The organism is Kribbella sp. NPDC051586 (assembly GCF_044453965.1).
GTDB lineage: Bacteria > Actinomycetota > Actinomycetes > Propionibacteriales > Kribbellaceae > Kribbella.
Window position 1 is genome coordinate 745,726 of sequence record NZ_JBITDF010000002.1, and the last position, 21,966, is coordinate 767,691.

A 21,966-nucleotide genomic window follows, 5' to 3' on the forward strand; every position below is an offset into this window, starting at 1 on the left:
CGAGCTAGTCGGGTAGCGCTGCGGCGAGGAGTTCGGCCAGGTGGTGGGCGCGGCGGGTGGTGCCGTGGGCGATCTGGGTGCGGCAGCTGAACCCGTCGGCCAGTACGGCGGTTGCTTCGGGCAACGACCGTACGGCGGGCAGCAGGACCCGTTCACCGACGGCCTTCGAGAGGTCGTAGTGGTCGCGTTCGAAGCCGAAGTTGCCGGCCAGGCCGCAGCAGCCCGAGTCCGGGACGGTCGCGTCGACGCCGGCCGCTGCCATCAGCGTGCGGTCGGCGTCGAAGCCGAGGACGGCGTGCTGATGGCAATGCGTCTGGACGAGTGCGCCTCCGCCGACCTGCGGCGGTTTCCAGTCTGCGTCGACGAGCAACTCCGAGAACGTTCGGGTCGTTGCAGCGGCCTTGTGGGCAAGAGGATTGTCGACAAGCAGATCAGGCGCGTCGTGGCGCAGTGCCGCTGTACAGCTCGGTTCGAGGCCGACGATCGGCGTGCCGGCCTCGAGGTGCGGCGCGAGCGTTTGCAAAGAACGGTCGAGGACGCGGCGGGCCTTGGAGAGCTGGCCGGTCGAGATCCACGTCAGTCCGCAGCAGACCGGCTTCGCGGGCAGTACCACCTCGAAGCCCGCATCCTCCAACACCGCCACCGCCGCGCGACCGATCTCCGGCGCCAGGTAGTTGGTGAACGTGTCCGGCCAGAGCACAACCCTCTTCCCGCCCGGGCTGGTGTGACGCGCGAACCACTGCGTGAAGCTCTCGCTCGCGAACGCCGGAACCTCCCGCTCCCCCGCGATCCCGCCGAGCCGCTTGGTCAACCGCAGGCCGGCGAAGCGGTTCGCGAGCCCCGGCGCGTGCGAGGCGAGTCGCGACCACAGCGGCAGCCAGCCCATCGACCAGTGCGACATCGGCCGCTTCCACGGCCGCCGTTCGTAGTAGTGCTGGGTGAACTCGGCCTTGTACGTCGCCATGTCCACATTCACCGGACAGTCCGAAAGGCATCCCTTACAGGACAGGCACAGATCAAGCCCGTCGCGTACTTCGGTCGACCGCCAACCGTCCTCGATCACGTCTCCCTGCAACATCTCCCACAACAGATGCGCCCGGCCGCGGGTGGAATGCAGCTCCTCCCGAGTGACCTGATAGCTGGGGCACATCACGCCGCCCGAACTCTGCCGGCACTTCCCGATCCCCACGCACCGCCGCTGCGCCTGCGCGAAGTCGTGCCCGTCGTCGGGGTAGTCGAACAGCGTTGCCACGTGCCGATCCTTGGCCGGACCGTCGTGCCGGATCGCCAGGTCGAGCGGTAGCGGGGCGACGATCATGCCCGGATTCATCACCGCGCGCGGATCCCAGATCTGCTTCAGCTCAGCGAACAGCGCTACCCCGTCGGCGCCGTACATCCGGCTGAGCAGCTCGCCGCGCGCACGCCCGTCGCCGTGTTCGCCGGAGACTGAACCGCCGAGCTCGACGACCAGGTCGGTCGACTGCTCGACGAAGTCGCGGTACGTCGCGAGGCCCTGCGTACTGAGCAGGTCGAAGTCGATCCGCATGTGCATGCAGCCTTCGCCGAAGTGCCCGTACGACGCACCGGACAGACCGTGCCGTCCGAGGATGTCGTCGAGGCCGCGCAGGTACGCGCCTAGCCGCTCCGGCGGTACGGCGGCGTCTTCCCAGCCGCCCCACGCCTCGGCGCCGTCGGCGCGACGGGTCGCGAGTCCGGCGGCGTCCGTACGGCAGCGCCAGAGGACTGCCTGCGCCTTGGGGTCGGTGACGAGCGATGCGGTGGCCGGCGATCCGTCGTCGTGGAGGTCCTCGAGCATGGTGCGCGCTGCGTGGGCGGCCGTGGTCTCGTCTTCGCCGCCGATCTCGACCAGGAGCCAGGCTTTGCCGGCCGGGAGCCCGGCGCGGGTCGCGGCGTCGCGGACCTCGGCGGGGAGGCGCTCGACGAGGTCGCTGTTGATGGACTCCATCGTGAGCGGACGGTGGCGCAGTACGACGGGCACGCAGTCCGCCGAGGCGATCGAGTCGCCGAACCCGAGTACGCACAGAACCTTTGCCTTGGGCAACTCAGTCAGCTGCACGGTGGCACGCAGGGTCGCCGCCAGACCGCCTTCGCTGCCGGACAACAGTCCAGCGACGTTGTAGCCGTACTCCGGCAGCAGCCGATGCAATGCATAACCCGAGATCTGCCGGCTGAACTGCCCGAACCGCCGCCGGATCAGCAACTCATGCCGGTCCACAAACCCCTGCAGCGCCCGATGCAACTCCCCCTCCCGCCCCGGTCGAGCAGCCGACGCGGCCCGCGCGGCCGCAACCGCGGAAGACGCGTCCAACCCGGCGCCGGTGTCGTCCGTGGCGAAGCCGGAGGTGAGGGAAAGGTGGGTGCCGTCGGCGAGGACCACGTCCACGGCACGCAGGTTGTCGGCTGTGGTGCCCCAGGCAACCGAGTGAGCGCCGCAGGCGTTGTTGGCGATCATGCCGCCGAGGGTGGCTCGGCTCGCGGACGAGGGGTCGGCGCCGAATGCGAGGCCGTGGGGCTTGGCAGCGGCCAGGAGATCGGTGAGTACGACGCCCGGCTCGACGATCGCGGTACGGGTCGCGGGGTCGAGGTCCAGGATCCGATTCACGTGCCGGGACGCGTCGATCACGACACCGCCGATCGCGTTACCCGCCATCGACGTACCGCCGCCCCGCACGACCACCGGCGCACCGGCCGCGGCCGTCATCGCGACGGCTGCCGCGAGCTCGTCGGCGTCGCTGGGTACGACGACGAGGTCCGGCACGGCGCGGTAGTTCGACCCGTCTGCCGCGTACAGCGCCCTCGTCCGGCGGTCGTCCGCGACTGCCCCACGGAGCTCCCGCCTCAACCCGTCCATCAACCGCGCGACGTCGTACCCAGGGTTTAGCATTGTCAACAATCTACTCATTTTGGTGCTCGTCAGCCAGGAGGTCGGATGGTCACGGTAGGGCTGCTCTATCCCGGACACAGCGCCGAGGACGACTACCCCGCGCTCGAGGCCAGACTCGACGGAGCTGTCAAGCTGCCGGTCGTGATCACGTCGGTGGGCGAGGACGCGCACCGGGTCGACGCCCTGCTCGACCTCGGCCGTGCGGAACGGCTCGCCGAGGGCGCCTCCGAGCTCGCCTCCGCCCGGCCTGATGCGGTGATGTGGGCCTGCACGTCGGGCAGTTTCGTGTTCGGGCCGGATGGTGCCCGCAACCAGGCGTCGGGTGTCGCGCAGGCGCTCGGCGTACCCGCGTCGTCCACCTCGATCGCGTTCGTCGACGCCTGCAACCGGCTCGGCATCCGGCGGGTCGCGATCGCGGCGTCGTACCCCGAGGATGTCGCGCAGCATTTCGTCCGGTTCCTGACCGGCGGCGGCGTCGAGGTCGTGTCGATGGGCAGCCACGGCATCATCACCGCCGCGGAGGTCGGGACGCTGACGCCGGACCGGGTCGTGGCGATGGTGAAGGCCGCGGACCATCCGGACGCCGAGGCGATCCTCGTGCCGGACACGGCGATGCACACGCTGGAGATTGTCGACGACCTGGAGGCCGCGGTCGGCAAGCCCGTCCTGACCGCGAACCAGGTGACGGTCTGGAAGGGGCTCGAGTTGGTCGGCCCGGTACCTTATCTGCCAGGTCTGGGCACGTTGTTCAGCAGGAATACAAGGGGGAAGTCGGAGTGACCAGTTACATCGAGCCGCTGGCCCAGGAGTCGACGCCGAGCATCATCGCCGACAAGCTCCGGATGGCCATCGGGCACGGCGAGCTGAGGCCGGGCATGCAGCTGGGCGAGGCCGACCTGGCCCGCAAGCTCGGTGTCAGCCGTGGACCGCTCCGCGAAGGGATGCAGCGACTGACGCAGGAGGGGTTGCTGGTCTCGATCCGCAACCGCGGCCTGTTCGTCATCGACATGACCCCTGACGACGTTCGCGACATGTACCTGGCCCGCGAGGCGATCGAGCGCTCCGCGGCCCTGCAGATCATCGCCCGGGGCGATTACGAGGCGGCCGGGCAGGAACTGGCGGCGATCGCCGACCGGATGCTCGGAGCCGACGGCGATCCGGCCGCGATCGGCGAGCTCGACATCGCGTTCCACGAGCTGCTCGTGCGGCTGGCCGGCAGCCCCCGGTTGTCGCGGATGCACCAGACGTCGATCATCGAGACCCGGATGTGCATCCACGCGCTGGAGGAGACCTACCTCGCCACGGACGCCCGCGCCGTCGAGCACTTCCGACTCGCCGAGGCGATCCGGACCGGCGACGCCGAGCGCACCGTCGACCTCCTGAACGCCCACATGGACGACGCCATCCAACGCCTCGTCAACCGCTGACCCACCCCACTCCTGGCCGACGTCAGGTGGCGATGCCGATGTACTTCGTCTCCAGGAACTCGTCGATCCCGACGGCACCGCCTTCGCGGCCGAGGCCCGACTGCTTCACGCCGCCGAACGGAGCCGCCGGGTTCGACACGACGCCCTGGTTCAGGCCGACCATGCCGGTCTCGATCGACTCGGCGACTCGCAGCGCGCGGCGCAGGTCGTTCGTGAACACGTAGGCGACCAGGCCGTACTCCGTGTCGTTGGCCGCGCGCACCACCTCGTCCTCAGTGCTGAACGGCGTCAGCGGCGCGACCGGTCCGAAGATCTCCTGGTCCGCCATCGCCGCATCCCTCGGTACGCCGGTCAGCACCGTCGGCGGGTAGAAGTACCCGTTGCCTTCAGCAACCTCTCCCCCGGTCAGGACGGTTGCCCCACGCTCGACGGCGTCCGCGACCAGCGACCGCACCTTCTCCAGGCCGGCCGCGTCGATCAGCGGCCCGACGTTCACGTCCGGCTCGGTCCCGCGTCCGACCGTCAGCGCGCCCATCCGCTCCGCGAGCCGGCGGCCGAACTCGTCGATCACCGAATTGTGGACAAAAATACGATTGGCCGCGGTGCACGCCTCGCCCATGTTCCGCATCTTCGCCGCGATCGCGCCCGTCACCGCCTCGTCTAGGTCGGCGTCCTCGAACACGATGAACGGCGCGTTGCCGCCCAGCTCGAGCGAAGTTCGCAGTACCTTTTCCGCGCACTGCTCGAGCAGGACACGGCCGACGCGCGTCGAGCCGGTGAACGACAGCTTCCGCGCCAGTCCGGAGCGGATCAGCGGTTCCATCACGCCGCCCGCGTCCATCGCGGTGACACAGTTGACCGCCCCCGCCGGTACGCCGGCCTCGGCCAGGATCCCCATCAGCGCCAGCATCGACAGCGGCGTCTGGTGCGCGGGCTTGATGACGCTGGTGCAGCCGGCCGCGATCGCCGGCCCGAGCTTACGGGTCCCCATCGCCATCGGGAAGTTCCACGGCGTGATCAGCAGGCACGGACCGACCGGCTGCTTCGCGATCAGGAAGCGCGCGTTGCCGGCCGGCGCGGTCTGGTAGCCGCCATCGATCCGAACCGCCTCGCCGGCGAAGTGCCGGAAGAACTCGGCCGCGTAGGCGATCTCACCGCGTGCCTCCGGCAACGGTTTGCCCATCTCCAGCGTCATCAGCAAGGCCAGATCGTCGACGCGCTCCATCAACAGCTCGTACGCCGCCATGAGCATGTCGGCGCGCTCCCGCGGCGAGGTCCGGGCGAAGTCCGGCTGCGCGGCAACTGCCGCCTCGAGCGCGGCACGTCCGTCGGCGGGTGACGCGTCCGCCACCGCGCACAACACCTTCCCGGTGGACGGATCGACGACGTCGAACGTCGCCGCGCGGGTCGCCTCGGTCCATTTCCCGTCGATGAACAACCGCTTCTCGACTGCTTCGACCACCCTGGACTCGTCCATCTGCACCCCTTCACCGGCGTGAACTGCTGAGATACGCTGATTGTCGACAATCTACCATTCGTCGTGTCAACCAGTGGAGGGGAAGTCCGTGGCCGAGCTCTCGCAGGTCCTGAAGCAGGCGACCGGAGTCGTCGCCGCCCGCGGTGTGGGCGTGCAACTGTTCGACGAGGACGACCGCAGGTACCTGGATTTCACCGCCGGCATCGGCGTCACCTCGACCGGGCACTGCCACCCGCGGGTCGTCGCGGCGGCCCAGGAGCAGGTCGCGAAGATCATCCACGCGCAGTACACGACCGTCATGCACCGCCCGCTGCTCGACCTGGTCGACCGGCTCGGCGAGGTCCTCCCCCGCCACCTCGACCGGATGTTCTTCGCGAACTCCGGCAGTGAGGCGATCGAGGCCGCGCTGCGACTCACCAGGCAGGCGACCGGCCGCCCGAACGTGATCGTGTTCCACGGTGGATTCCACGGCCGGACCGTGGCCGCGGCCTCGATGACGACATCCGGGACCAAGTTCCGCTCCGGGTTCAGCCCGCTGATGGCCGGCGTACACGTCTCGCCGTTCCCGGACCCCGGCCACTTCGGCTGGCCGGTCGAGCAGGCGACGGACTTCGCGCTGAGTCAGCTCGACTACGTGCTGCAGACGCTGAGCACGCCGGCCGACACGGCAGCGTTCTTCGTCGAGCCGGTGCTCGGCGAAGGCGGCTACGTGCCGGCCAACGAGCGATTCTTCGCCGGGCTGCGCGAGCGCGCCGACGCGCACGGGATTCTGCTTGTGGTGGACGAAGTACAGACCGGCTTCGGGCGGACCGGCAAGTTCTGGGGCGGCGACCACTTCGGCTCGCACCCCGACGTACTGGTCACTGCGAAGGGACTGGCTTCCGGCTTCCCGCTCTCCGGCATCGCCGCGTCGGCGGAGCTGATGGAGAAGGCGTGGCCGGGCTCGCAAGGCGGTACGTACGGCGCGAACGCGGTCGCGTGTGCCGCGGCGCTGGCGACGCTCGACGTGATCGAGGGCGAAGGCCTGGTGCAGAACTCGGCCGACCGCGGCGCTCAGCTGAAGCAGGCGCTGCAACTGGTGGCGGACAAGCACGAGCAGATCACCGACGTCCGCGGGCTCGGGTTGATGATCGGCAACGAGTTCCGCGACGCGGACGGGAAGCCCGACCCGGCGACGGCGGCCGCGGTCCAGCAGGAGGCGGCCCGCCGGGGTCTGCTGCTGCTCACCTGCGGCGCCTGGGGTCAGGTCGTCCGCTTCATCCCGGCCCTCGTCGTCTCGCCCGAAGAGATCGACGAAGCCGCCACGCTCTGGTCAGACGCGGTGTCCGCCGTCCTCAGCTGACAGGCTCGGTCCATATCACCCAACCGCCGGCCCCGGTCGCAAGACACCGGGGCCGGGGTCGGATCTCAGGCCTTGGCGGGGGCTGGTTCCAGGGCGACCGGGGGTGGGGCGTCTTCGGTGCCGGGGATCTCGGTGCCGTTGATGGGGCAGCGGGAGGTCTCGGGAACTCGGGCCAGGGCGATCGCGCCGACGATGCAGGCCGCCATCATGTAGTACGCCGGGACGAGCGAGTCGCCCAGCTTCTGGGTGAGCCAGTCGTTGACCGCGGGAGCCGTGCCGCCGAACAGGGAGGTGGACACGTTGTACGCGATCGCAAAGCCGGCGTACCGGACGTGGGTCGGGAACATCGCCGGGAACGTCGCCGAGATCGTCGCCAGCTGCGGCACGTAGAGCAGCCCCAGTACGGCGAATCCGATGATCGCGCCGGCCAGGTTCGTCCCCATCAGCAGGAACATCGGCACACCGAACACGAACAGCCCGGCCAGCGACGTCCACCACAGCGGCTTGCGGCCGACGCGGTCCGACATCCGGCCGGCGAACGGCACGAACACCATCATCATCAGCATGCCGATGATCGGCACGATCAGCGACTGGTCCGAACTCAGGCCGATCTCCTTCTCCAGGTACGTCGGCATGTAGGTCAGCAGCGTGTAGTTGACGACGTTCAGCGCGATCACCATGCCGCCGAGCCGCAGGATCGGCGCCCAGTAGCCGGCCAGCAGGTCCTTGAACTGGTGGGAGGTCTGCTGTTCCTTCTGACCCTTCGCCTCGAGCTCGCGGAAGACGGGCGTGTCCTCGAGCCGCGACCGGAGGTAGACGCCGACCAGACCGAGCGGCGCTGCGACCAGGAACGGCAGACGCCAGCCCCATGAGTGCATCGCGTCGTCGCCGAGGACCAGCGAGAAGAACAGCATCAGCAACGCACCGGCGGAGAAGCCGGACAGCGTGCCGAACTCCAGGAAGCTGCCGAGGAACCCGCGCTTGCGGCTCGGCGCGTACTCCGCCATGAACGTCGCGGCGCCGCCGTACTCACCGCCGGTCGAGAAGCCCTGGATCATCCGGAGCACGACCAGTAGCGCCGGTGCCCAGTAGCCGATCGTGTGGAACGACGGGACAAGACCGGCACACAGGGTCGCGCCGGACATCATCAGGATCGTGATTGCCAGCACATGCTTGCGGCCGAGCCGGTCACCCAGCGGGCCCCAGACCAGGCCGCCGAGCGGGCGGACCAGGAACGAGACGGCGAACGTCATCAGCGCCAGCAGCGTCGCGCTCTCCGTGTCACCGGGGAAGATCGCGGCCGAGATGTACGTGACGCCGTAGGCGTAGATGCCGTAGTCGAACCATTCGGTCGCGTTGCCGATCGCCGAGGCGGCGATCGCCTTCCTCAGTACCTCGGGCGACTGCTCCTTCTCGACTGTGGGCGTGGCCCTGGGCGGCTGCGGGCCCTCCGGGGGCTGGGTGTCGGCGTCCACGGTTTCCTCCTGTCGTTTTACGGCCTCACCCGTGCCCACCTCACGTAAATCCACACGCTCCACGGGCAGGTCGTAGTTTTGTTGACAATCCGAAGGTTAACCATGTGCATTCGTGAACCACAAGCGGTGACTCGCAGTCGATCAGTTCTTCTCGGCGAGTGACGCCAGCCCGGCGGTGATTACCGCGATGCCGAACTCGAACCGCTCATCACCGGTGGCGCCGGCCGTCAGCGAACTCGACAGCGCCACGGTCAGCGGGTAGCGGTCGGGCGGCAGCGACTCGAAGTACTCGCGGAGCTCGCGGATGAAGCGCTCGACATCCTCGGGCGTCCAGTCCGACGCGCTCTGCACCGTCTCCTCGAAGGCGACCGCCGTCACGTACAGCGGAATCAGGTCGACCGCCCACGCCGCCGCCTGGTCCGGGACGTTGCCCGCCTTCAGCAGGGTCAGGATCCGCTCGGTGGTCAGCAGGGCGCGCTCCCCTAGCGGCACCGAGCCGATCGCGGCCCGCGCGACGCCCGGGTTGGCCCGCATCGCCCGGAGCATCTCGCGCATCATCGACTTCAACTGCTCCTGCCAGCGGGCCGGATCGATCGGCTCGTCGTACCGCATCTGCGAAGCGGCCCGCTCGACCAGCAGCTGATCCAGCTCGCGCTTGTTGGCGACATGCGCGTAGAGCGAGGCCGGGCCGGTGCCGAGCGCCTGCGCGACCTTCCGCATCGACACAGCTTCGTACCCCTGGTCGACCAACACCCGCATCGCGGCGTCGACGATCCGCTCCCGGTTGAGCGGCTCCTTCGGCGTCCGGGTGGGCTTCGCGGGGGTGATCGGCTGCCACGGGGGTTGGGTCATACGAACACTGTACTTGACGCGAACACTGTTCGGTAGTAGAACAGTGTTCGTCAGCGAACACCGTTCGAAATCTTGAGGGGGTCCACGATGAGCACCACAACAGTTGTAGACAATCCACCAGACAACACCGGCACCGGCGACACCGCCGGTACCGCAGACACCACCGACACCGCGTCCGGCTCCGGCAGTACGCCGTACCGCTGGCGCTGGTTCGTGGTCGCGACGATCCTGATCGCCGAGATCATGGACCTGGTCGACGCGACCATCGTCAACATCGCCGCTCCCTCGATCCGGGCCGAGCTCGGCGGCTCCGAATCGGCCATGCAGTGGATGCTGGCCGGCTACACACTCGCCTTCGCGATCGGGCTGATAACCTTCGGCCGGCTCGGCGATCTCGTCGGCCGCCGCCGGCTGTTCGTGATCGGCGCGCTCGGATTCACCGTCGCGTCCGCGGTCTGCGGCCTCGCGACCAGCCCCGAGCTGCTGATCGGCAGCCGGGTCGCGCAGGGTCTGCTCGGCGCGGTGATGATCCCGCAGGGCTTCGCGATCCTGAAGTCGATCTTCCCCGCCGACGAGCTCGGCAAGGCGTTCGCGATGTTCGGCCCGGTGATGGGACTGTCCGCGGTGGCCGGCCCGATCCTCGCCGGTGTGCTGATCGACGCCAACTGGTTCGACGCCGGCTGGCGGACGATCTTCTTCATCAACGTCCCGATCGGCGCCGCGGCCCTGTTCGGCGCGCTGCGGTTCATGCCCGAGGTCAAGACGCCCGGCGCCTCCCGGCTGGACACCGCCGGCGTCCTGCTGGTCAGCCTCGCCTCAGGTCTGCTGATCTACCCGCTGGTCCAGGGCCGCGAGCTCGGCTGGCCGTTGTGGACAATCCTGATGTTGACTGGCTCGGTCGTCGTCTTCGCCCTGTTCGGTTGGCGCGAGCGCCGGTCCGGCAACCCGGTCATCGACCCGTCGCTGTTCCGCAATCGCGGGTACGTCGCCGGCCTCGGCGTGATCACCACGTTCTTCCTGGCGATGAACGGCTTCATGCTCGTGTTCAACCTCTTCACCCAGCTCGGTCTGCACTACAGCCCGCTGAAGGCCGGCCTCGCGATGGTGCCGTTCTCACTCGGGATCGCGATCGGCGCGCCGATTTCGGCCGCCGTACTAGCTCCGAAGCTCGGCCGGAAGTCGCTGCAGCTCGGTATCGCGGTGATGACCGTGGCGATGGCCGGCGTCTGGTTCACGCTGCACACGTACGGCGACGCGACCACGATCTGGAACCTGGTCCCGGCGACACTCGCCACCGGGATCGGCGCCGGCCTGGTGTTCGCTCCGCTGTTCGACATCATCCTGGCCTCGATCGACGACCAGGCCGCGGGATCGGCCTCCGGCGTACTGACCGCGATGCAGCAGTACGGCGGAGCGATCGGGGTCGCGGTGATCGGCACCGTGTTCTTCCAGCTGCTGCCGACGCACGCCTTCCTCGGCGCGACCAAGACGTCCGTCCTCGTCGCGATCGGGTTGTTCCTGGTCAGCCTCGCGGTCAGCTACCTGCTCCCGAAGCGGGCCAGGGAATCAGCCGTCAGTCACGGCTGATGAAGCCCTCCTTCACCAACCAGTCCATGGCGACGTCGGCGGGCTCACGTCCGTCGACGTCGACCTGCGCGTTCAGGTCTATCAGCACCGGGTCGGTCAGCTTGTCCGACACCGGCTGCAGCAGGTCCCGCAGCTGCGGGTACTTGTCCAGCACCTTCTTGCTGATCACCGGCGCGACGTTGTACGCCGGGAAGTACTTCTTGTCGTCCTGCAACACCACGAGGTCCAGCGACTTGATCCGCCCGTCGGTCGTGTAGATCTCCCCGAACCGGCAGTCCCCATGGCTCGTCGCGGCGTACACCGCCCCGGTGTCCAGGGTCCGGATGTTGTTCCGCGGTACGCCGGAACCCAGCGGGATCCCGTAGTGCTTCAGCATCGGCTCGAACCCGTCGTTGCGGTTCGCGAACTCGGACTCGACGCAGAACGTCCGCTCCTTCGCCGGCAACGACGCGATCTGCGACAGCTTGGTGATGTGCAGCCGGTCGGATTCCTTGCGGGTCATCGCGAAGCCGTAGCTGTTGTTCATCGGCGCCGGCTTCAGCCAGACCAGGCCGTACTTGTCCGCATCCTCCTTGCGCACCGCGTCGTACTGCTTCTGCTTGTCGGGGATGCCGGTGTCGTGACCGAGGTACGAGATCCAGGCGGTCCCGGTGTACTCCCAGGCCATCTGGATCTGGCCTCCGAGCATCGCCTGCCGGGACGTGTCGCTGCCCGGCATATTGGTCAGGTCCTGCACGTGCGCGCCCGCCGACCGCATCAGGATCGCGGCGATCTTGCCGAGGATCAGCTGCTCCTGGAAGTTCTTCGACCCGATCGCGATCGTCAGACCGTCCAGGCTCTTCACCGAACGCAGCGGCCCCTGGAGTGCACCGTCCGGCACGAAGCCGCCGCTCGTCCCCAGTCCACATCCGCTGACCACAAGCATGACCGCGCAGGCCATTGCCATCAGCCGCTTCATCCGAGCCCCCTCGGTCGGGTGACCTCTTCGAGCACTCGGCCCGCCCAGTCGATCAGCAGGGCCAGCGCGGCAACGAGTACGGCGCCGCTGATCAGCACCGGGTATCTGAGCAGACGGATGCCGGTTGTGATCAGACTGCCCAGTCCCCCGGCGTCGATGAATGTCGCGAGGGTCGCGGTGCCGACGACCAGCACGAGCGCGGTGCGGATGCCGGCCATGATGACCGGGACCGCGAGCGGGAGCTCGATCCGGCCGAGGACGGCGACGCCCGACATACCCATCCCCCGGCCGGCTTCGACGAGCGTCGGGTCGACGCCTTGCAGGCCGACGATCGTGTTCCGCAGTACCGGCAGGATCGCGTACAGGCAGAGCGCGAGGATCGCGGTCCAGAAGCCGAAGCCGAGCCAGATCGCGAGCAGCACGATCAGGCCGATCACCGGCGCGGCCTGGCCCGCGTTCGCCACTGCGACCACCAGCGGAGCGGCGCGACGGGACCGCGGCCGGGTCAGCGCGATGCCGAGCGGTACGGCGATCAGCAACACGATGACCGTGGCGGCAACGGTGAGTTCGAGGTGCTGCAGGGTCAGCCGTCCGACCAGCTTCCAGTCGAGCTGGCGCTGCTCGATCGAGTCGAGCTCGGCCTGGGACCGCCAGATCGCCCAAGCCGCGACGACGATCGCGACGAACAGAGGCTGCCCGATCAGCAGACCCCACGACGGACGGCGGCGGCGGCGAGCCGCGAGCCCTGCGACCGCGGCCTTCGCGTCAGCCAGGTTCTCCTTCGGAGGGACGTCCTGGGTCACCGTCATTGGGCGACCTCCTCCGGCTGGCCGTTACCGTCCTGGATCCGCGCCAGCACCGCCTGGAAGTCGACGACGCCCAGGTACTCGTCCCGGCGGCCGGTGACGACCGCGCTGCCGTGGCTCGACATCAGCATCGTGTCGAGCGCGTCGTTGAGCGTCGCGCGCCGGTCGATGGTGACCAGGTCGGTGTCCTCGTGCGGCGCCGGCACTTTGTCAACATCCGACAAGTCGGTTGTCCACATCCAGTCCACCGGCCGCCGGCGACGGTCGAGTACGACGACCGAGTCGTCACCCGCCTGCTTGGCGGCCCGCAGTACGTCGGGCGCCGGGTCGCCGATCTCCGCGACGGTCGGCTGACCCAGCTCGATCTCGCTGACCCGGCTCAGCGTGAGCTGCTTGAGCGCCGCGCCCGCGCCGACGAAGTCCGCGACGAACCGGTCGGCCGGATTCGCCAGGATCGCCTCGGGGGTGTCGTACTGCGCGATCTTCGCGCCCTCGGTGAGGATCAGGATCCGGTCGCCGAGCTTCACCGCCTCGTCGAAGTCGTGGGTGACGCAGACGATCGTCTTCCGCAACTCCTCCTGGATGCTGAGCAGCTCGTCCTGCAACCGCTGCCGGGTGATCGGGTCGACCGCGCCGAACGGCTCGTCCATCAGGATCACCGGCGGGTCGGCCGCCAGACCGCGGGCGACACCGACGCGTTGCTGCTGACCGCCGGACAGTTCGCGCGGGTAGCGGTTGCGGTACCGGTCGGGGTCGAGGCCGACGAGCTCGAGCAGCTCGCCGACGCGTTCCGCCGTACGGGCTTTGTCCCAGCCGAGCAGGCCGGGGACCAGCGCGATGTTCTGGGTGACGGTCATGTGTGGGAACAGACTGCCGCCCTGGATCACGTACCCGATCCGGCGGCGCAGGTCGTCGTCGTCCTGCCGGCTAATGTCCTCGCCGCCGATCCGGATGCTGCCAGACGTCGGCTCGATCAGCCGGTTGATCATCTTCAGCGACGTCGTCTTGCCGCAGCCGGACGGGCCGACGAACATCACGATCTCGCCGGCCGGGATGTGCAGGGACAGGCCCTCGACAGCGGGTTTGCGCTGGCCCGGGTACCGCTTCACGACGTCGGTCAGCTCGATGTCGACGCCGCTGATGGCAGGTTCGGTTTCAGGCACGGATACCCCTCGAGGTGGTCAGGCGGCCGACGAGCAGCAGCATGGCGTCCAGGATCAGAGCGAGCAGGACAACGCCGATCGTGCCGACCAGCGCGGAGTTCAGAGCGTTCTTGCCACCGATCTGGGTCAGGCCGGTGAAGATGAAGCTGCCCAGGCCGGGCCCGAGCACGTACGCCGCGATGGCCGCGATGCCCATCGACATCTGGGCCGAGACCCGCACCCCGGCGAGGATCACCGGCCAGGCCAGCGGGAGCTCGATCCGCAGCAGCGTCCGGATCGCACCCATGCCCATCCCGCGGGCCGACTCGATCAGGGTCGCGTCGACGCCGGCCAGACCGACGACGGCGTTCCGCAGGATCGGCAGGCACGCGTAGAAGGTGACCGCGATCACGGAGGTGGCGGTGCCGATGCCGGCCAGCGGGATCATCAGGCCGAGCAGCGCGAACGAGGGGATGGTCAGACCGACCGCGCTCATCGCGCCGGCCAGCGACGCGATCCGCGGATTGCGATGCACGACGACTGCCAGGCCGACCGCGATCACGGTGGCCAGCAGGACGCATTGGATGACCAGGCTCAGGTGCTGGTAGCTCTGGTACAGCAGTTGTGAATGACGCTCAGTTATGTAGTCCCACACGCGGTAGCCAGTGCCCAACAAGCGTTGGCTTTACACGGTGGCCCATCTCATACCGAAGTCCGGACATGCCGAAGCCCCTGGCCGCCGCTCGGGCGCCCAGGGGCTTCAGGGGTGGATCAGTTGAACGAGTCGCCGCAGGCGCAGGAGCCGGTCGCGTTCGGGTTGTCGATCGTGAAGCCCTGCTTCTCGATCGTGTCCACGAAGTCGATCGACGCACCCTTGAGGTACGGCGCGCTCATCCGGTCCGTGACGACGCTCACACCACCGAAGTCGGCCACCACGTCGCCGTCGAGCTGACGCTCGTCGAAGAACAGCTGGTACCGCAACCCGGAGCATCCGCCCGGCTGCACGGCGACCCGCAGCGCGAGGTCGTCGCGACCTTCCTGGTCGAGCAGCGCCTTCACCTTGGCGGCGGCCCCGTCGGTGAGGAGAACACCAGTGGCGACGGCCTGCTCGGTCTGCGCTTCAGTCATCCCTGACTCCAGTCATCTGCTCAAGTGCCGACGTACAGCTGCGTCAGCACGGAAGTCTCTTGTCAACACGCACCAACACCGGCCGGTCCGCGCTCATTCCCATGGTCGCACACCAATTTCACGGATCAACTAGCACGGTCGAACCCTGATCAGCGCGCCCAGGTCCGCGCGACCCGCTCCGCGACCGTCGCGAGCGAGCCGTGCGGGTCCGCGAACGCCTGCTCCTCGCCGACCACATCGACCAGCGCGTACGCCGACTCGACGCCCATCGTGCGCATCTCCCGCGACCCGATCAGCACCTTCCCGGCGAGTACGACGCACGGCCGCATCGCGTCGTTCGCCACCTTCGCGACGCCGGCGATCACCTTCCCGTCGCGGGACTGGAAGTCGAACGCGCCCTCACCGCTGAGCACCAGATCCACCTTGGCCGCCTTCTCCTTCAGCCCGGTCAGCTCAGCCACCAGGTCGATGCCGGAGACTCGCTCGGCCCCGAGTAGCAGCAACGCGTACCCGAGCCCGCCCGCGGCGCCCGCACCCTTCTGGTCGGCGGTCTTCCGGTCGGCCAGCTCCGCGAAGTGCGTCAAATACCCGTCGACCGCGGGCTTGCGCTCGTCAGTAATCCCCTTCTGCGACCCGAAGATGTTCGCCGCGCCGCGCAGCCCGAGCATCGGGTTCTCCACATCGCTCGCGGCAACGAACTCGACCCCGGCGACCCGATCGCGGGCCGGCTGAAGATCCACCGCGGTCAATCCGGCGAGCCCAGCAGCTCCACCGTCCAGGTGACCTGACTCACTCGTCGCGCCGAGAGCGGCGAGGAGGCCGGCGCCCGCGTCGGTGGTGGCGGAGCCGCCCAGGCCGAGGATGATGCGCTTCGCGCCTGCGTCGACGGCAGCCGCGACCAGTTGGCCGACACCGTAGGTGGTTGCCTCCTCGGGCCGCCGGTCCTTCGGCTCCACGAGGTGGAGTCCGCACGCCTGCGCGGTCTCGACGTACGCCGTCTCGCCGGCCAGCAGGATCGTCGCCGGGGTCTCGTCGCCGAGCGGCCCGCGGACCGTGACCGAAAGCAGCGTCCCGTCGACGACCGCGGACAGCACGTCGATGAACCCAGGCCCGCCGTCGGCCATCGGCGCGACCAGCACCTCGGCCTCGGGGTCGCGCCGCCGCCACCCTTCCTCGATGGCCGCCGCCGCCTCCACAGCCGTCAACGTGCCCGCGAACTTGTCCGGCGCAATCAGAATCCGCATGCGCACATCCTCCCCCACCCACCGCACTCCCCCGTCCACGGTCCAGCGTGCGGCATAACGACAGGACGTAGTCATCTACGTATACGGCGGCGCCCGCCTGGGCCGAGCGCGAACCGGCCGCGATCACCCGACACCTCCTGTCGTTAGGCACCCAGGACAGGGTTAGATCGGTTGGCATGAAGTCGATCCTGTTCGCGCTTCGCGTGAGTGACCTGGACCGTTCGCTGGCCTTCTACCGCGCGGTCGGCTACGTCGATCTCGGCACGGTGCCGTTCGACGACGGCTCCAGCCTGGTCTGGCTCCGGCTGCCCGACGAGCCGTCCGTGTCGCTCGAACTCGTCCACCGCCCTGCGGACGGCCCGGTCGAGGTCAGCGGCTTCCAGCACTTCGCGATCGAAGTCGAGTCGCTCGAGGACACCGTCGACCGGCTGACCGCGGCAGGCCTGCAACCAGGCGAGCCTGAGCTGCCCGGCGGTCCCGAAGGCCCTAAGACCTCCTGGCTGACGGACCCCGACGGCTACCGGATAGAGCTCGTCGAATGGCCTCCGAGCGGCCCGCCGACGGTTGAATGACCTCGACTTGGCCCACCACCGGGCGCCACGGTATCGGTTGCCGGAGACAACACGTGTAGCGGATCTAGCGTGTCGGGAGGGACTGCAGGATGGATGAGACGCCGAGGGTGCCCGGGTACACGCGACATGAGTTCGGTGACCGGATCGGAGCGACCGCACGGCTGCGGATCGGCGCTGCAGCGGCGGTGATGGATGGTGATCGGCTGCTGCTGACCAAGCGCACCGACAACGACGAGTGGTGCATGCCGGGCGGCGCGATCGAGGCCGGCGAGCGCCCGGCGGAGGCGGCCGAGCGGGAAACGCTCGAGGAGACCGGACTGGCCGTACGGGTGACCGGGTTGATCGGCGTCTACTCCAACCCGGACGTCGTAGTCGTCTACCCCGACGGCAACCGGGTGCAGATTGTCGGCGTGGTGTTCCGCGCGGAGGCGGTCAGCGGCGAGGCCGGGACCTCGGCGGAGGTGAGCGAGTCCGGCTGGTTCACCGCCGAGGAGGCAGCACAGCTCACGGTGATCGCCGGGCACCGGCCGGTCCTGCCGGCGGTGTTCGCAGGTGAGCTGTACTTCGACATGCCGAACGGATAACGGGCTAGCGGCGGAGCAGGCGGCGGAGGAGTAGGGCGAGGGCGGCGCCGATCAGGTACGGCGCGGCGCGGCGGGCGAGTACGGGGAGGATGGTGCTGCCGAGGTCGAGGGAGACCTCCACAGGTTCCGACGACGCCGGCGGAGGTGGAGCCTCGGGCGGCGGCGGTGTGCTGGCGGGTGGAGCGTCGTGGGTCGCAGGAGTGTCGTGAGGTGACGGGGCGTCGTGGGGCGACGGGGTGTCGTTGGTTGGTGTGGTGTCCAGCTTGGTTTTCAGGCACGCGGTGAACTGGTCGAGGAGTTTGTTCGACACGTCCTGGATCAGGCCGCGGCCGAACTGGGCGGGGCGGCCGGTGATGGTGAGGTCGGTGTCGACGGTGACCTCGGTCGAGCCCGGACCGGCCTCCGTCAGCCTGGCCGTGACCCGCGCGGTCGCCGTACCGTTGCCGCGCCGGTCCTTGCCCTTGGCCTCGATCACCGCGTGGTGGTCGGCCGCGTCACGCTCGAGGAAGGTGCCGTTGCCCGAGTACTGCAGCGACACCGGCCCGAGCTTCACCTTGCACGAGCCGGTGAACTCGTCTCCTTCGTACGTCGTCAGGGTGGCGCCGGGGAAACACGGCACCACCCGTTCGAGATCGTTGAACGCGGCCCAGGTCTGCTCGATCGGAGCCGGTACGACGAACGTGTGCTCGAGCCTCACGCCGTACCTGCCGCCGCCAGGACCGCGCGCCGGGTCAGCACGGTGGCCAGGTGCCGGCGATAGTCCGCGTCACCGTTGAGGTCGGTCACCGGCGACGTCCCGTCCGCCGCCCGCGCCGCGGCTTCGCGTACCGCGTCGGCCGTCGCGGGCCGCCCGACCAGCGTCTCCTCGACCGCGGCCGCCCGGACCGGCGTCGACCCCATGTTGCCGAGCGCGACCCGCGCCTCCGCGATCGAGTCACCGTCGAGCCGGACCGCGGCCGCGACGGAGACGACCGACCACGCCTGCGAGACCAGGTTGAACTTCTCGTAGTGCGCGCCCCACCCGGTGTACTTCGGCACCCGCACCTCGACCAGCAACTCGTCCTCGCCGAGCGCCGTGCTGAACACGCCCTGGAAGAAGTCGGCCGCGGACACGGTACGACGACCGTCCGGCCCGGCGATCACGAACGACGCCTCCAGCGCCACCGCGACCGCGGGCAGATCCGCGGCCGGGTCCGCATGCGCCAGCGAACCGCCGAACGTGCCGCGATGCCGGATCTGCGGATCCCCGACCGTTGCCGTAGCCAACGAAATCAGCCGGGCATGCTCACTCACCAGCGGATCGGACTGCACCGTGCTGTGCGGTGTCATCGCGCCGATGACGATGGCATCACCGTCGTCCCGCACACCGACCAGCTCGGAGATCTTGCCGAGGTCGACGATCGTCTCCGGCGCGGCCAGCCGCAACCGCAGGGCGGGCATCAGGCTCTGCCCACCGGCCAGCACCTTCGCGTCGGAGTGGTCCCGCAGCAACGCCAGCGCCTCGTCGACGCTCGCCGGCGCGAAGTACTCGAACGACGCCGGGATCATGACCGGCCTCCTTCCTGGTCGGACGACGCGGTCTGGATGGCCTTCCACACGCGGTACGGCGTACACGGCATCGGCACGTCGGTGACGCCGAGCGGCCGGAGCGCGTCGACGATCGCATTCACGACCGCCGGCGTGGACGCGATCGTCCCGGCCTCGCCGACGCCCTTCACCCCGAGCTGGTTCGTCGTCGCCGGCGTCTCGGTCCGCGCCGTCTCGAACCGCGGCAGATCCGGTGCCCCGGGCAACAAGTACTGATCGAACGACCCGGTGATCAGCGTCCCGGCATCGTCGTGCACCGCTTCCTCGTAGAGCGCCTGCGCGATGCCCTGTGCGAGACCGCCGTGCACCTGCCCCTCGACGATGAGTGGATTGACGACAACCCCAACGTCGTCAACGCTCACATACGAGCGGATTGTCGACAATCCTGTTTCCGTGTCGACCTCGACCGCGCACAGATGCGTGCCGTGCGGGAACGAGAAGTCGTCCGGATCGAGGGTCGCGTCGGCGTCGAGACAACCCTCCGCGGACCCGTCGAGCTTGTGCCCCTGGAAGACCGCGAAGGCCAGCTCGGCCAGCGTCATGCCCGCGTCGGTACCGCGGACGCCGTACCGGCCGGCCGAGAACTCGAGGTCGTCCGCGTTCGCCTCCAGCAGTTGGGCCGCGATCGGTTTCGCCTTCTCGATCACCTTGTCGGCGGCTGCCAGCACGGCCATCCCGCCGACGGCCAGTGAGCGCGAGCCGTAGGTGTCCAGGCCGCGCACGGCCACCTGCGTGTCACCGTGCAGTACTTCGACATCCTCGAACGCGACGCCCAGCCGGTCGGCGACCAACTGACTCCACGCGGTCTCGTGACCCTGGCCGTGCGGACTCGTCCCGGTCACCACCTCGACCTTCCCGGTCGGCAGCATCCGGACGGCCGCGTGCTCCCAGCCGCCGCCGACGTACCCCATCGAGCCGAGCCAGCGCGACGGCGCCAGCCCGCACATCTCGGTGTACGTCGAGATGCCGATCCCGAGCTGGACCGGATCGCCGGACTCCCGGCGTTCGGTCTGTTCCTTGCGCAGGTCGTCGTAGTGGAACAGGTCGCGCGCCTTCGCGGTGGCCGCCTCGTAGTTGCCGGAGTCGTACTGCAACCCGGCCACCGTCGAGAACGGGAACTCCTCGTGCTTGATCCAGTTCCGCTCGCGGATCTCCAGCGGGTCGACGCCGACCCTGGCGGCGAGCTCGTCCATCACCCGCTCGATCGCGTACGTCGCCTCCGGCCGGCCCGCGCCACGGTACGCGTCGGTCCACGTCTTGTTCGTGAACACGTTGGTGATGCCGAGGTGGTACGACGGGAACTTGTAGATCCCGTTGTACATGAAGGCCCCCAGCAACGGGATCGCCGACGTGACGAGTCCGAGGTAGGCGCCCATGTCGGCGATCAGCTCGACCTTCAGCCCGGTCACGGTGCCGTCCGCGTTCGCCGCCAGCGTGACGTGTTGCCACTGGTCCCGTCCGTGGTGCGCGGCCATCAACGACTCGGAGCGGGTTTCGCAGTACTTACAGGGCTTACCGGTACGGCGGGCCGCGATGACCGTGAGCACTTCCTCCGGAGTGAACTGGAGCTTGCCGCCGAAGCCGCCGCCGACGTCCGGCGCGATCACCCGGATCTTGCTCTCCGGGATGCCGAGCACGAGCGCGATGAAGATCTTCACGAAGTGCGGCACCTGCGTGGACGACCACACCGTCATCTGCTCGGTGGTCGGATCGACGACGATCGCCCGCGGCTCCATGAACGCCGGGATCAGCCGCTGCTGGCGGATCTCCTTCTCGATCACGATGCCGCCGTCGCGGGCGGCCGTGATCGCCGCCTCGACGTCACCGCCGGTGCCGGACTCGGCCGAGTCGTACGACCAGACCGCGGACAGGTTCGTGCCGAGATCCGGATGCGCGAGCACCTCGTCGCGGGCCGCTGCGCGCAGGTCGAGGGCCGGCGGGAGCTCCTCGTAGTCGACGTCGACCAGTTCGGCGGCGTCGGTCGCCTCGGCCGCCGTACGGGCCACGACCATGGCCACGATCTCGCCGGCGAACGCGACGTTGTCGACGGCCATCGACGGATGCGTCGGGGCCTGCTGATCGGACACGATCGCCCAGGCGTTCGGCAGCGCGCCCTGCTCGTCGGCGATGTCGGCGCCGGTGATCACGGCAACGACCCCGGTCGACGCCCGGGCCGCCTCGGTGTCGATCGAGGTGATCCGCGCGTGCGCGAACGGGCTGCGCACCATCGCGATGTGCTGCATGCCCGGCAGCACGATGTTGTCGGTCCAGCGGGTCCGGCCGGTGATCAGCCGGGCGTCCTCCTTGCGGCGGCGCGGATTGCCGATCTCGGTGGCCGGGCGGTCCTCGGTGGTGGTCATTGCGCACCTCCCGCGGCGGCGGCAGCGCGGACAGCCTTGACGATGTTCTGATAACCCGTGCAGCGGCACAGGTTGCCTTCGATGCCGAGCCGGACATCTTCCTCGCTCGGGTCCGGGTTGTCGGCCAGCAGATCGATGGACTGCATGATCATGCCGGGCGTGCAGTAGCCGCACTGCAGCGCGTGGTTCTCGTGGAACGCCTGCTGCATCGGATGCAGCTCGCCGTTGGGAGCCAGCCCTTCGATCGTGGTCACCTCGTGACCGTCGGCCTGGACCGCGAGCAGCGAACAGGACTTCACGCTCCGCCCGTCCAGGTGAACCGTGCAGGCACCACAGTTGCCGGTGTCACAGCCGACCACGGTGCCTGTCTTCCCCAGCTGCTCGCGCAGGTAATGCACGAGCAGCGTGCGCGGTTCCACCTCGTCGGTGAAACTGCTTCCGTCGACCTTCACTGTGATCCGGGTCATTGCCCCGCCTCCAGATGTCAGCACCGCCGTATTTTCGATCCTGCCCCTCGTGT

At 68.9% G+C, this 21,966-nt stretch carries 20 protein-coding genes; 6 read left to right on the forward strand and 14 right to left on the reverse strand.

Annotation, left to right across the window (positions count from 1 at the left end; all coding sequences use genetic code 11):
* Positions 1-4: 4 nt before the first annotated feature.
* Positions 5-2,905 carry an FAD-binding and (Fe-S)-binding domain-containing protein gene (locus ACIA58_RS13955; protein WP_396404011.1) on the reverse strand — a complete coding sequence of 967 codons (2,901 nt, stop codon included), beginning with the start codon at positions 2,903-2,905 and terminating at the stop codon, positions 5-7.
* Positions 2,906-2,950: 45 nt separating this feature from the next.
* On the opposite strand from ACIA58_RS13955, the gene ACIA58_RS13960 reads away from it, so the two are divergent.
* Both ACIA58_RS13960 and ACIA58_RS13965 read left to right on the forward strand, forming a co-directional pair.
* Positions 2,951-3,685, forward strand: a complete 735-nt coding sequence (locus ACIA58_RS13960) for a maleate cis-trans isomerase (protein ID WP_396404012.1) — start codon at positions 2,951-2,953, stop codon at positions 3,683-3,685.
* Positions 3,682-4,332: a GntR family transcriptional regulator gene (locus tag ACIA58_RS13965; protein ID WP_396404013.1), complete on the forward strand. Its 651-nt coding sequence runs from the start codon at positions 3,682-3,684 to the stop codon at positions 4,330-4,332. The genes ACIA58_RS13960 and ACIA58_RS13965 overlap by 4 nt, the downstream gene beginning before the upstream one ends.
* A gap of 22 nt (positions 4,333-4,354) precedes the next feature.
* On the opposite strand, the gene ACIA58_RS13970 is transcribed toward ACIA58_RS13965, so the two are convergent.
* Positions 4,355-5,809, reverse strand: coding sequence for an NAD-dependent succinate-semialdehyde dehydrogenase (locus ACIA58_RS13970; RefSeq protein WP_396404014.1), 1,455 nt, complete (start codon positions 5,807-5,809; stop codon positions 4,355-4,357).
* 88 nt (positions 5,810-5,897) lie between these two features.
* On the opposite strand from ACIA58_RS13970, the gene ACIA58_RS13975 reads away from it, so the two are divergent.
* The gene (locus tag ACIA58_RS13975; protein WP_396404015.1) at positions 5,898-7,151 is read left to right on the forward strand and encodes an aspartate aminotransferase family protein; all 1,254 of its coding nucleotides are present in this window, start codon (positions 5,898-5,900) and stop codon (positions 7,149-7,151) included.
* 65 nt (positions 7,152-7,216) lie between these two features.
* Here the strand turns inward: ACIA58_RS13975 and ACIA58_RS13980 are convergent, their stop codons facing one another.
* Entirely contained in the window at positions 7,217-8,626 is a 1,410-nt protein-coding gene (locus ACIA58_RS13980) for an MFS transporter (RefSeq protein WP_396404016.1), read from the reverse strand.
* A 141-nt stretch (positions 8,627-8,767) separates the two neighbouring features.
* Positions 8,768-9,478 carry a TetR/AcrR family transcriptional regulator gene (locus ACIA58_RS13985; RefSeq protein WP_396404017.1) on the reverse strand — a complete coding sequence of 237 codons (711 nt, stop codon included), beginning with the start codon at positions 9,476-9,478 and terminating at the stop codon, positions 8,768-8,770.
* Positions 9,479-9,565: 87 nt separating this feature from the next.
* Between ACIA58_RS13985 and ACIA58_RS13990 the strand changes: the two genes are divergently transcribed.
* Positions 9,566-11,065, forward strand: a complete 1,500-nt coding sequence (locus tag ACIA58_RS13990; protein ID WP_396404018.1) for a DHA2 family efflux MFS transporter permease subunit — start codon at positions 9,566-9,568, stop codon at positions 11,063-11,065.
* On the opposite strand, the gene ACIA58_RS13995 is transcribed toward ACIA58_RS13990, so the two are convergent.
* The 6 genes from ACIA58_RS13995 to ACIA58_RS14020 all read right to left on the reverse strand — a co-directional run bounded on the left by ACIA58_RS13995 (position 11,052) and on the right by ACIA58_RS14020 (position 16,343).
* Positions 11,052-12,023, reverse strand: coding sequence for a glycine betaine ABC transporter substrate-binding protein (locus tag ACIA58_RS13995; protein WP_396404019.1), 972 nt, complete (start codon positions 12,021-12,023; stop codon positions 11,052-11,054). The two genes, ACIA58_RS13990 and ACIA58_RS13995, sit on opposite strands and share 14 nt — an antisense overlap.
* Positions 12,020-12,832 carry an ABC transporter permease gene (locus ACIA58_RS14000; protein ID WP_396404020.1) on the reverse strand — a complete coding sequence of 271 codons (813 nt, stop codon included), beginning with the start codon at positions 12,830-12,832 and terminating at the stop codon, positions 12,020-12,022. Before ACIA58_RS14000 ends, ACIA58_RS13995 begins: the two co-directional genes overlap by 4 nt.
* Positions 12,829-13,992, reverse strand: coding sequence for an ATP-binding cassette domain-containing protein (locus ACIA58_RS14005; RefSeq protein ID WP_396404021.1), 1,164 nt, complete (start codon positions 13,990-13,992; stop codon positions 12,829-12,831). Before ACIA58_RS14005 ends, ACIA58_RS14000 begins: the two co-directional genes overlap by 4 nt.
* Positions 13,985-14,647 (reverse strand): ABC transporter permease, encoded by a 663-nt coding sequence (locus ACIA58_RS14010; RefSeq protein ID WP_396404022.1) that lies wholly within the window; start codon positions 14,645-14,647, stop codon positions 13,985-13,987. The genes ACIA58_RS14005 and ACIA58_RS14010 overlap by 8 nt, the downstream gene beginning before the upstream one ends.
* Before the next feature lie 95 nt (positions 14,648-14,742).
* Complete coding sequence (locus tag ACIA58_RS14015; RefSeq protein ID WP_130446795.1) at positions 14,743-15,099, reverse strand: iron-sulfur cluster assembly accessory protein; 357 nt, start codon at positions 15,097-15,099, stop codon at positions 14,743-14,745.
* A 149-nt stretch (positions 15,100-15,248) separates the two neighbouring features.
* Entirely contained in the window at positions 15,249-16,343 is a 1,095-nt protein-coding gene (locus ACIA58_RS14020) for a glycerate kinase (protein ID WP_396404023.1), read from the reverse strand.
* A gap of 176 nt (positions 16,344-16,519) precedes the next feature.
* On the opposite strand from ACIA58_RS14020, the gene ACIA58_RS14025 reads away from it, so the two are divergent.
* Positions 16,520-16,915: a VOC family protein gene (locus ACIA58_RS14025; RefSeq protein WP_396404024.1), complete on the forward strand. Its 396-nt coding sequence runs from the start codon at positions 16,520-16,522 to the stop codon at positions 16,913-16,915.
* 89 nt (positions 16,916-17,004) lie between these two features.
* Positions 17,005-17,499 (forward strand): NUDIX domain-containing protein, encoded by a 495-nt coding sequence (locus ACIA58_RS14030; RefSeq protein WP_396404025.1) that lies wholly within the window; start codon positions 17,005-17,007, stop codon positions 17,497-17,499.
* Positions 17,500-17,503: 4 nt separating this feature from the next.
* Here the strand turns inward: ACIA58_RS14030 and ACIA58_RS14035 are convergent, their stop codons facing one another.
* Genes ACIA58_RS14035 through ACIA58_RS14050 form a run of 4 tightly spaced genes read right to left on the reverse strand, consistent with a single transcriptional unit; the run spans position 17,504 to position 21,913 of the window.
* Positions 17,504-18,196 (reverse strand): SRPBCC family protein, encoded by a 693-nt coding sequence (locus ACIA58_RS14035; RefSeq protein ID WP_396404026.1) that lies wholly within the window; start codon positions 18,194-18,196, stop codon positions 17,504-17,506.
* Positions 18,193-19,047: an FAD binding domain-containing protein gene (locus tag ACIA58_RS14040; RefSeq protein WP_396404027.1), complete on the reverse strand. Its 855-nt coding sequence runs from the start codon at positions 19,045-19,047 to the stop codon at positions 18,193-18,195. Before ACIA58_RS14040 ends, ACIA58_RS14035 begins: the two co-directional genes overlap by 4 nt.
* A complete protein-coding gene (locus tag ACIA58_RS14045; RefSeq protein WP_396404028.1) occupies positions 19,044-21,446 on the reverse strand; it encodes a xanthine dehydrogenase family protein molybdopterin-binding subunit in 2,403 nt (800 codons plus the stop codon). Before ACIA58_RS14045 ends, ACIA58_RS14040 begins: the two co-directional genes overlap by 4 nt.
* Positions 21,443-21,913 carry a (2Fe-2S)-binding protein gene (locus ACIA58_RS14050; protein ID WP_396404029.1) on the reverse strand — a complete coding sequence of 157 codons (471 nt, stop codon included), beginning with the start codon at positions 21,911-21,913 and terminating at the stop codon, positions 21,443-21,445. The genes ACIA58_RS14045 and ACIA58_RS14050 overlap by 4 nt, the downstream gene beginning before the upstream one ends.
* Positions 21,914-21,966 lie beyond the last annotated feature (53 nt).

Bases quoted from the DNA above. Each gene is read 5' to 3' on its own strand.
- ACIA58_RS13955 (WP_396404011.1), bottom strand. From the start codon at position 2,905: ATGCTAAACCCTGGGTACGACGTCGCGCGGTTGATGGACGGGTTGAGG.
- ACIA58_RS13960 (WP_396404012.1), top strand. From the start codon at position 2,951: ATGGTCACGGTAGGGCTGCTCTATCCCGGACACAGCGCCGAGGACGAC.
- ACIA58_RS13970 (WP_396404014.1), bottom strand. From the start codon at position 5,809: ATGGACGAGTCCAGGGTGGTCGAAGCAGTCGAGAAGCGGTTGTTCATC.
- ACIA58_RS13985 (WP_396404017.1), bottom strand. From the start codon at position 9,478: ATGACCCAACCCCCGTGGCAGCCGATCACCCCCGCGAAGCCCACCCGG.
- ACIA58_RS13990 (WP_396404018.1), top strand. From the start codon at position 9,566: ATGAGCACCACAACAGTTGTAGACAATCCACCAGACAACACCGGCACC.
- ACIA58_RS13995 (WP_396404019.1), bottom strand. From the start codon at position 12,023: ATGAAGCGGCTGATGGCAATGGCCTGCGCGGTCATGCTTGTGGTCAGC.
- ACIA58_RS14000 (WP_396404020.1), bottom strand. From the start codon at position 12,832: ATGACGGTGACCCAGGACGTCCCTCCGAAGGAGAACCTGGCTGACGCG.
- ACIA58_RS14015 (WP_130446795.1), bottom strand. From the start codon at position 15,099: ATGACTGAAGCGCAGACCGAGCAGGCCGTCGCCACTGGTGTTCTCCTC.
- ACIA58_RS14020 (WP_396404023.1), bottom strand. From the start codon at position 16,343: ATGCGGATTCTGATTGCGCCGGACAAGTTCGCGGGCACGTTGACGGCT.
- ACIA58_RS14025 (WP_396404024.1), top strand. From the start codon at position 16,520: ATGAAGTCGATCCTGTTCGCGCTTCGCGTGAGTGACCTGGACCGTTCG.
- ACIA58_RS14030 (WP_396404025.1), top strand. From the start codon at position 17,005: ATGGATGAGACGCCGAGGGTGCCCGGGTACACGCGACATGAGTTCGGT.
- ACIA58_RS14040 (WP_396404027.1), bottom strand. From the start codon at position 19,047: ATGATCCCGGCGTCGTTCGAGTACTTCGCGCCGGCGAGCGTCGACGAG.
- ACIA58_RS14045 (WP_396404028.1), bottom strand. From the start codon at position 21,446: ATGACCACCACCGAGGACCGCCCGGCCACCGAGATCGGCAATCCGCGC.
- ACIA58_RS14050 (WP_396404029.1), bottom strand. From the start codon at position 21,913: ATGACCCGGATCACAGTGAAGGTCGACGGAAGCAGTTTCACCGACGAG.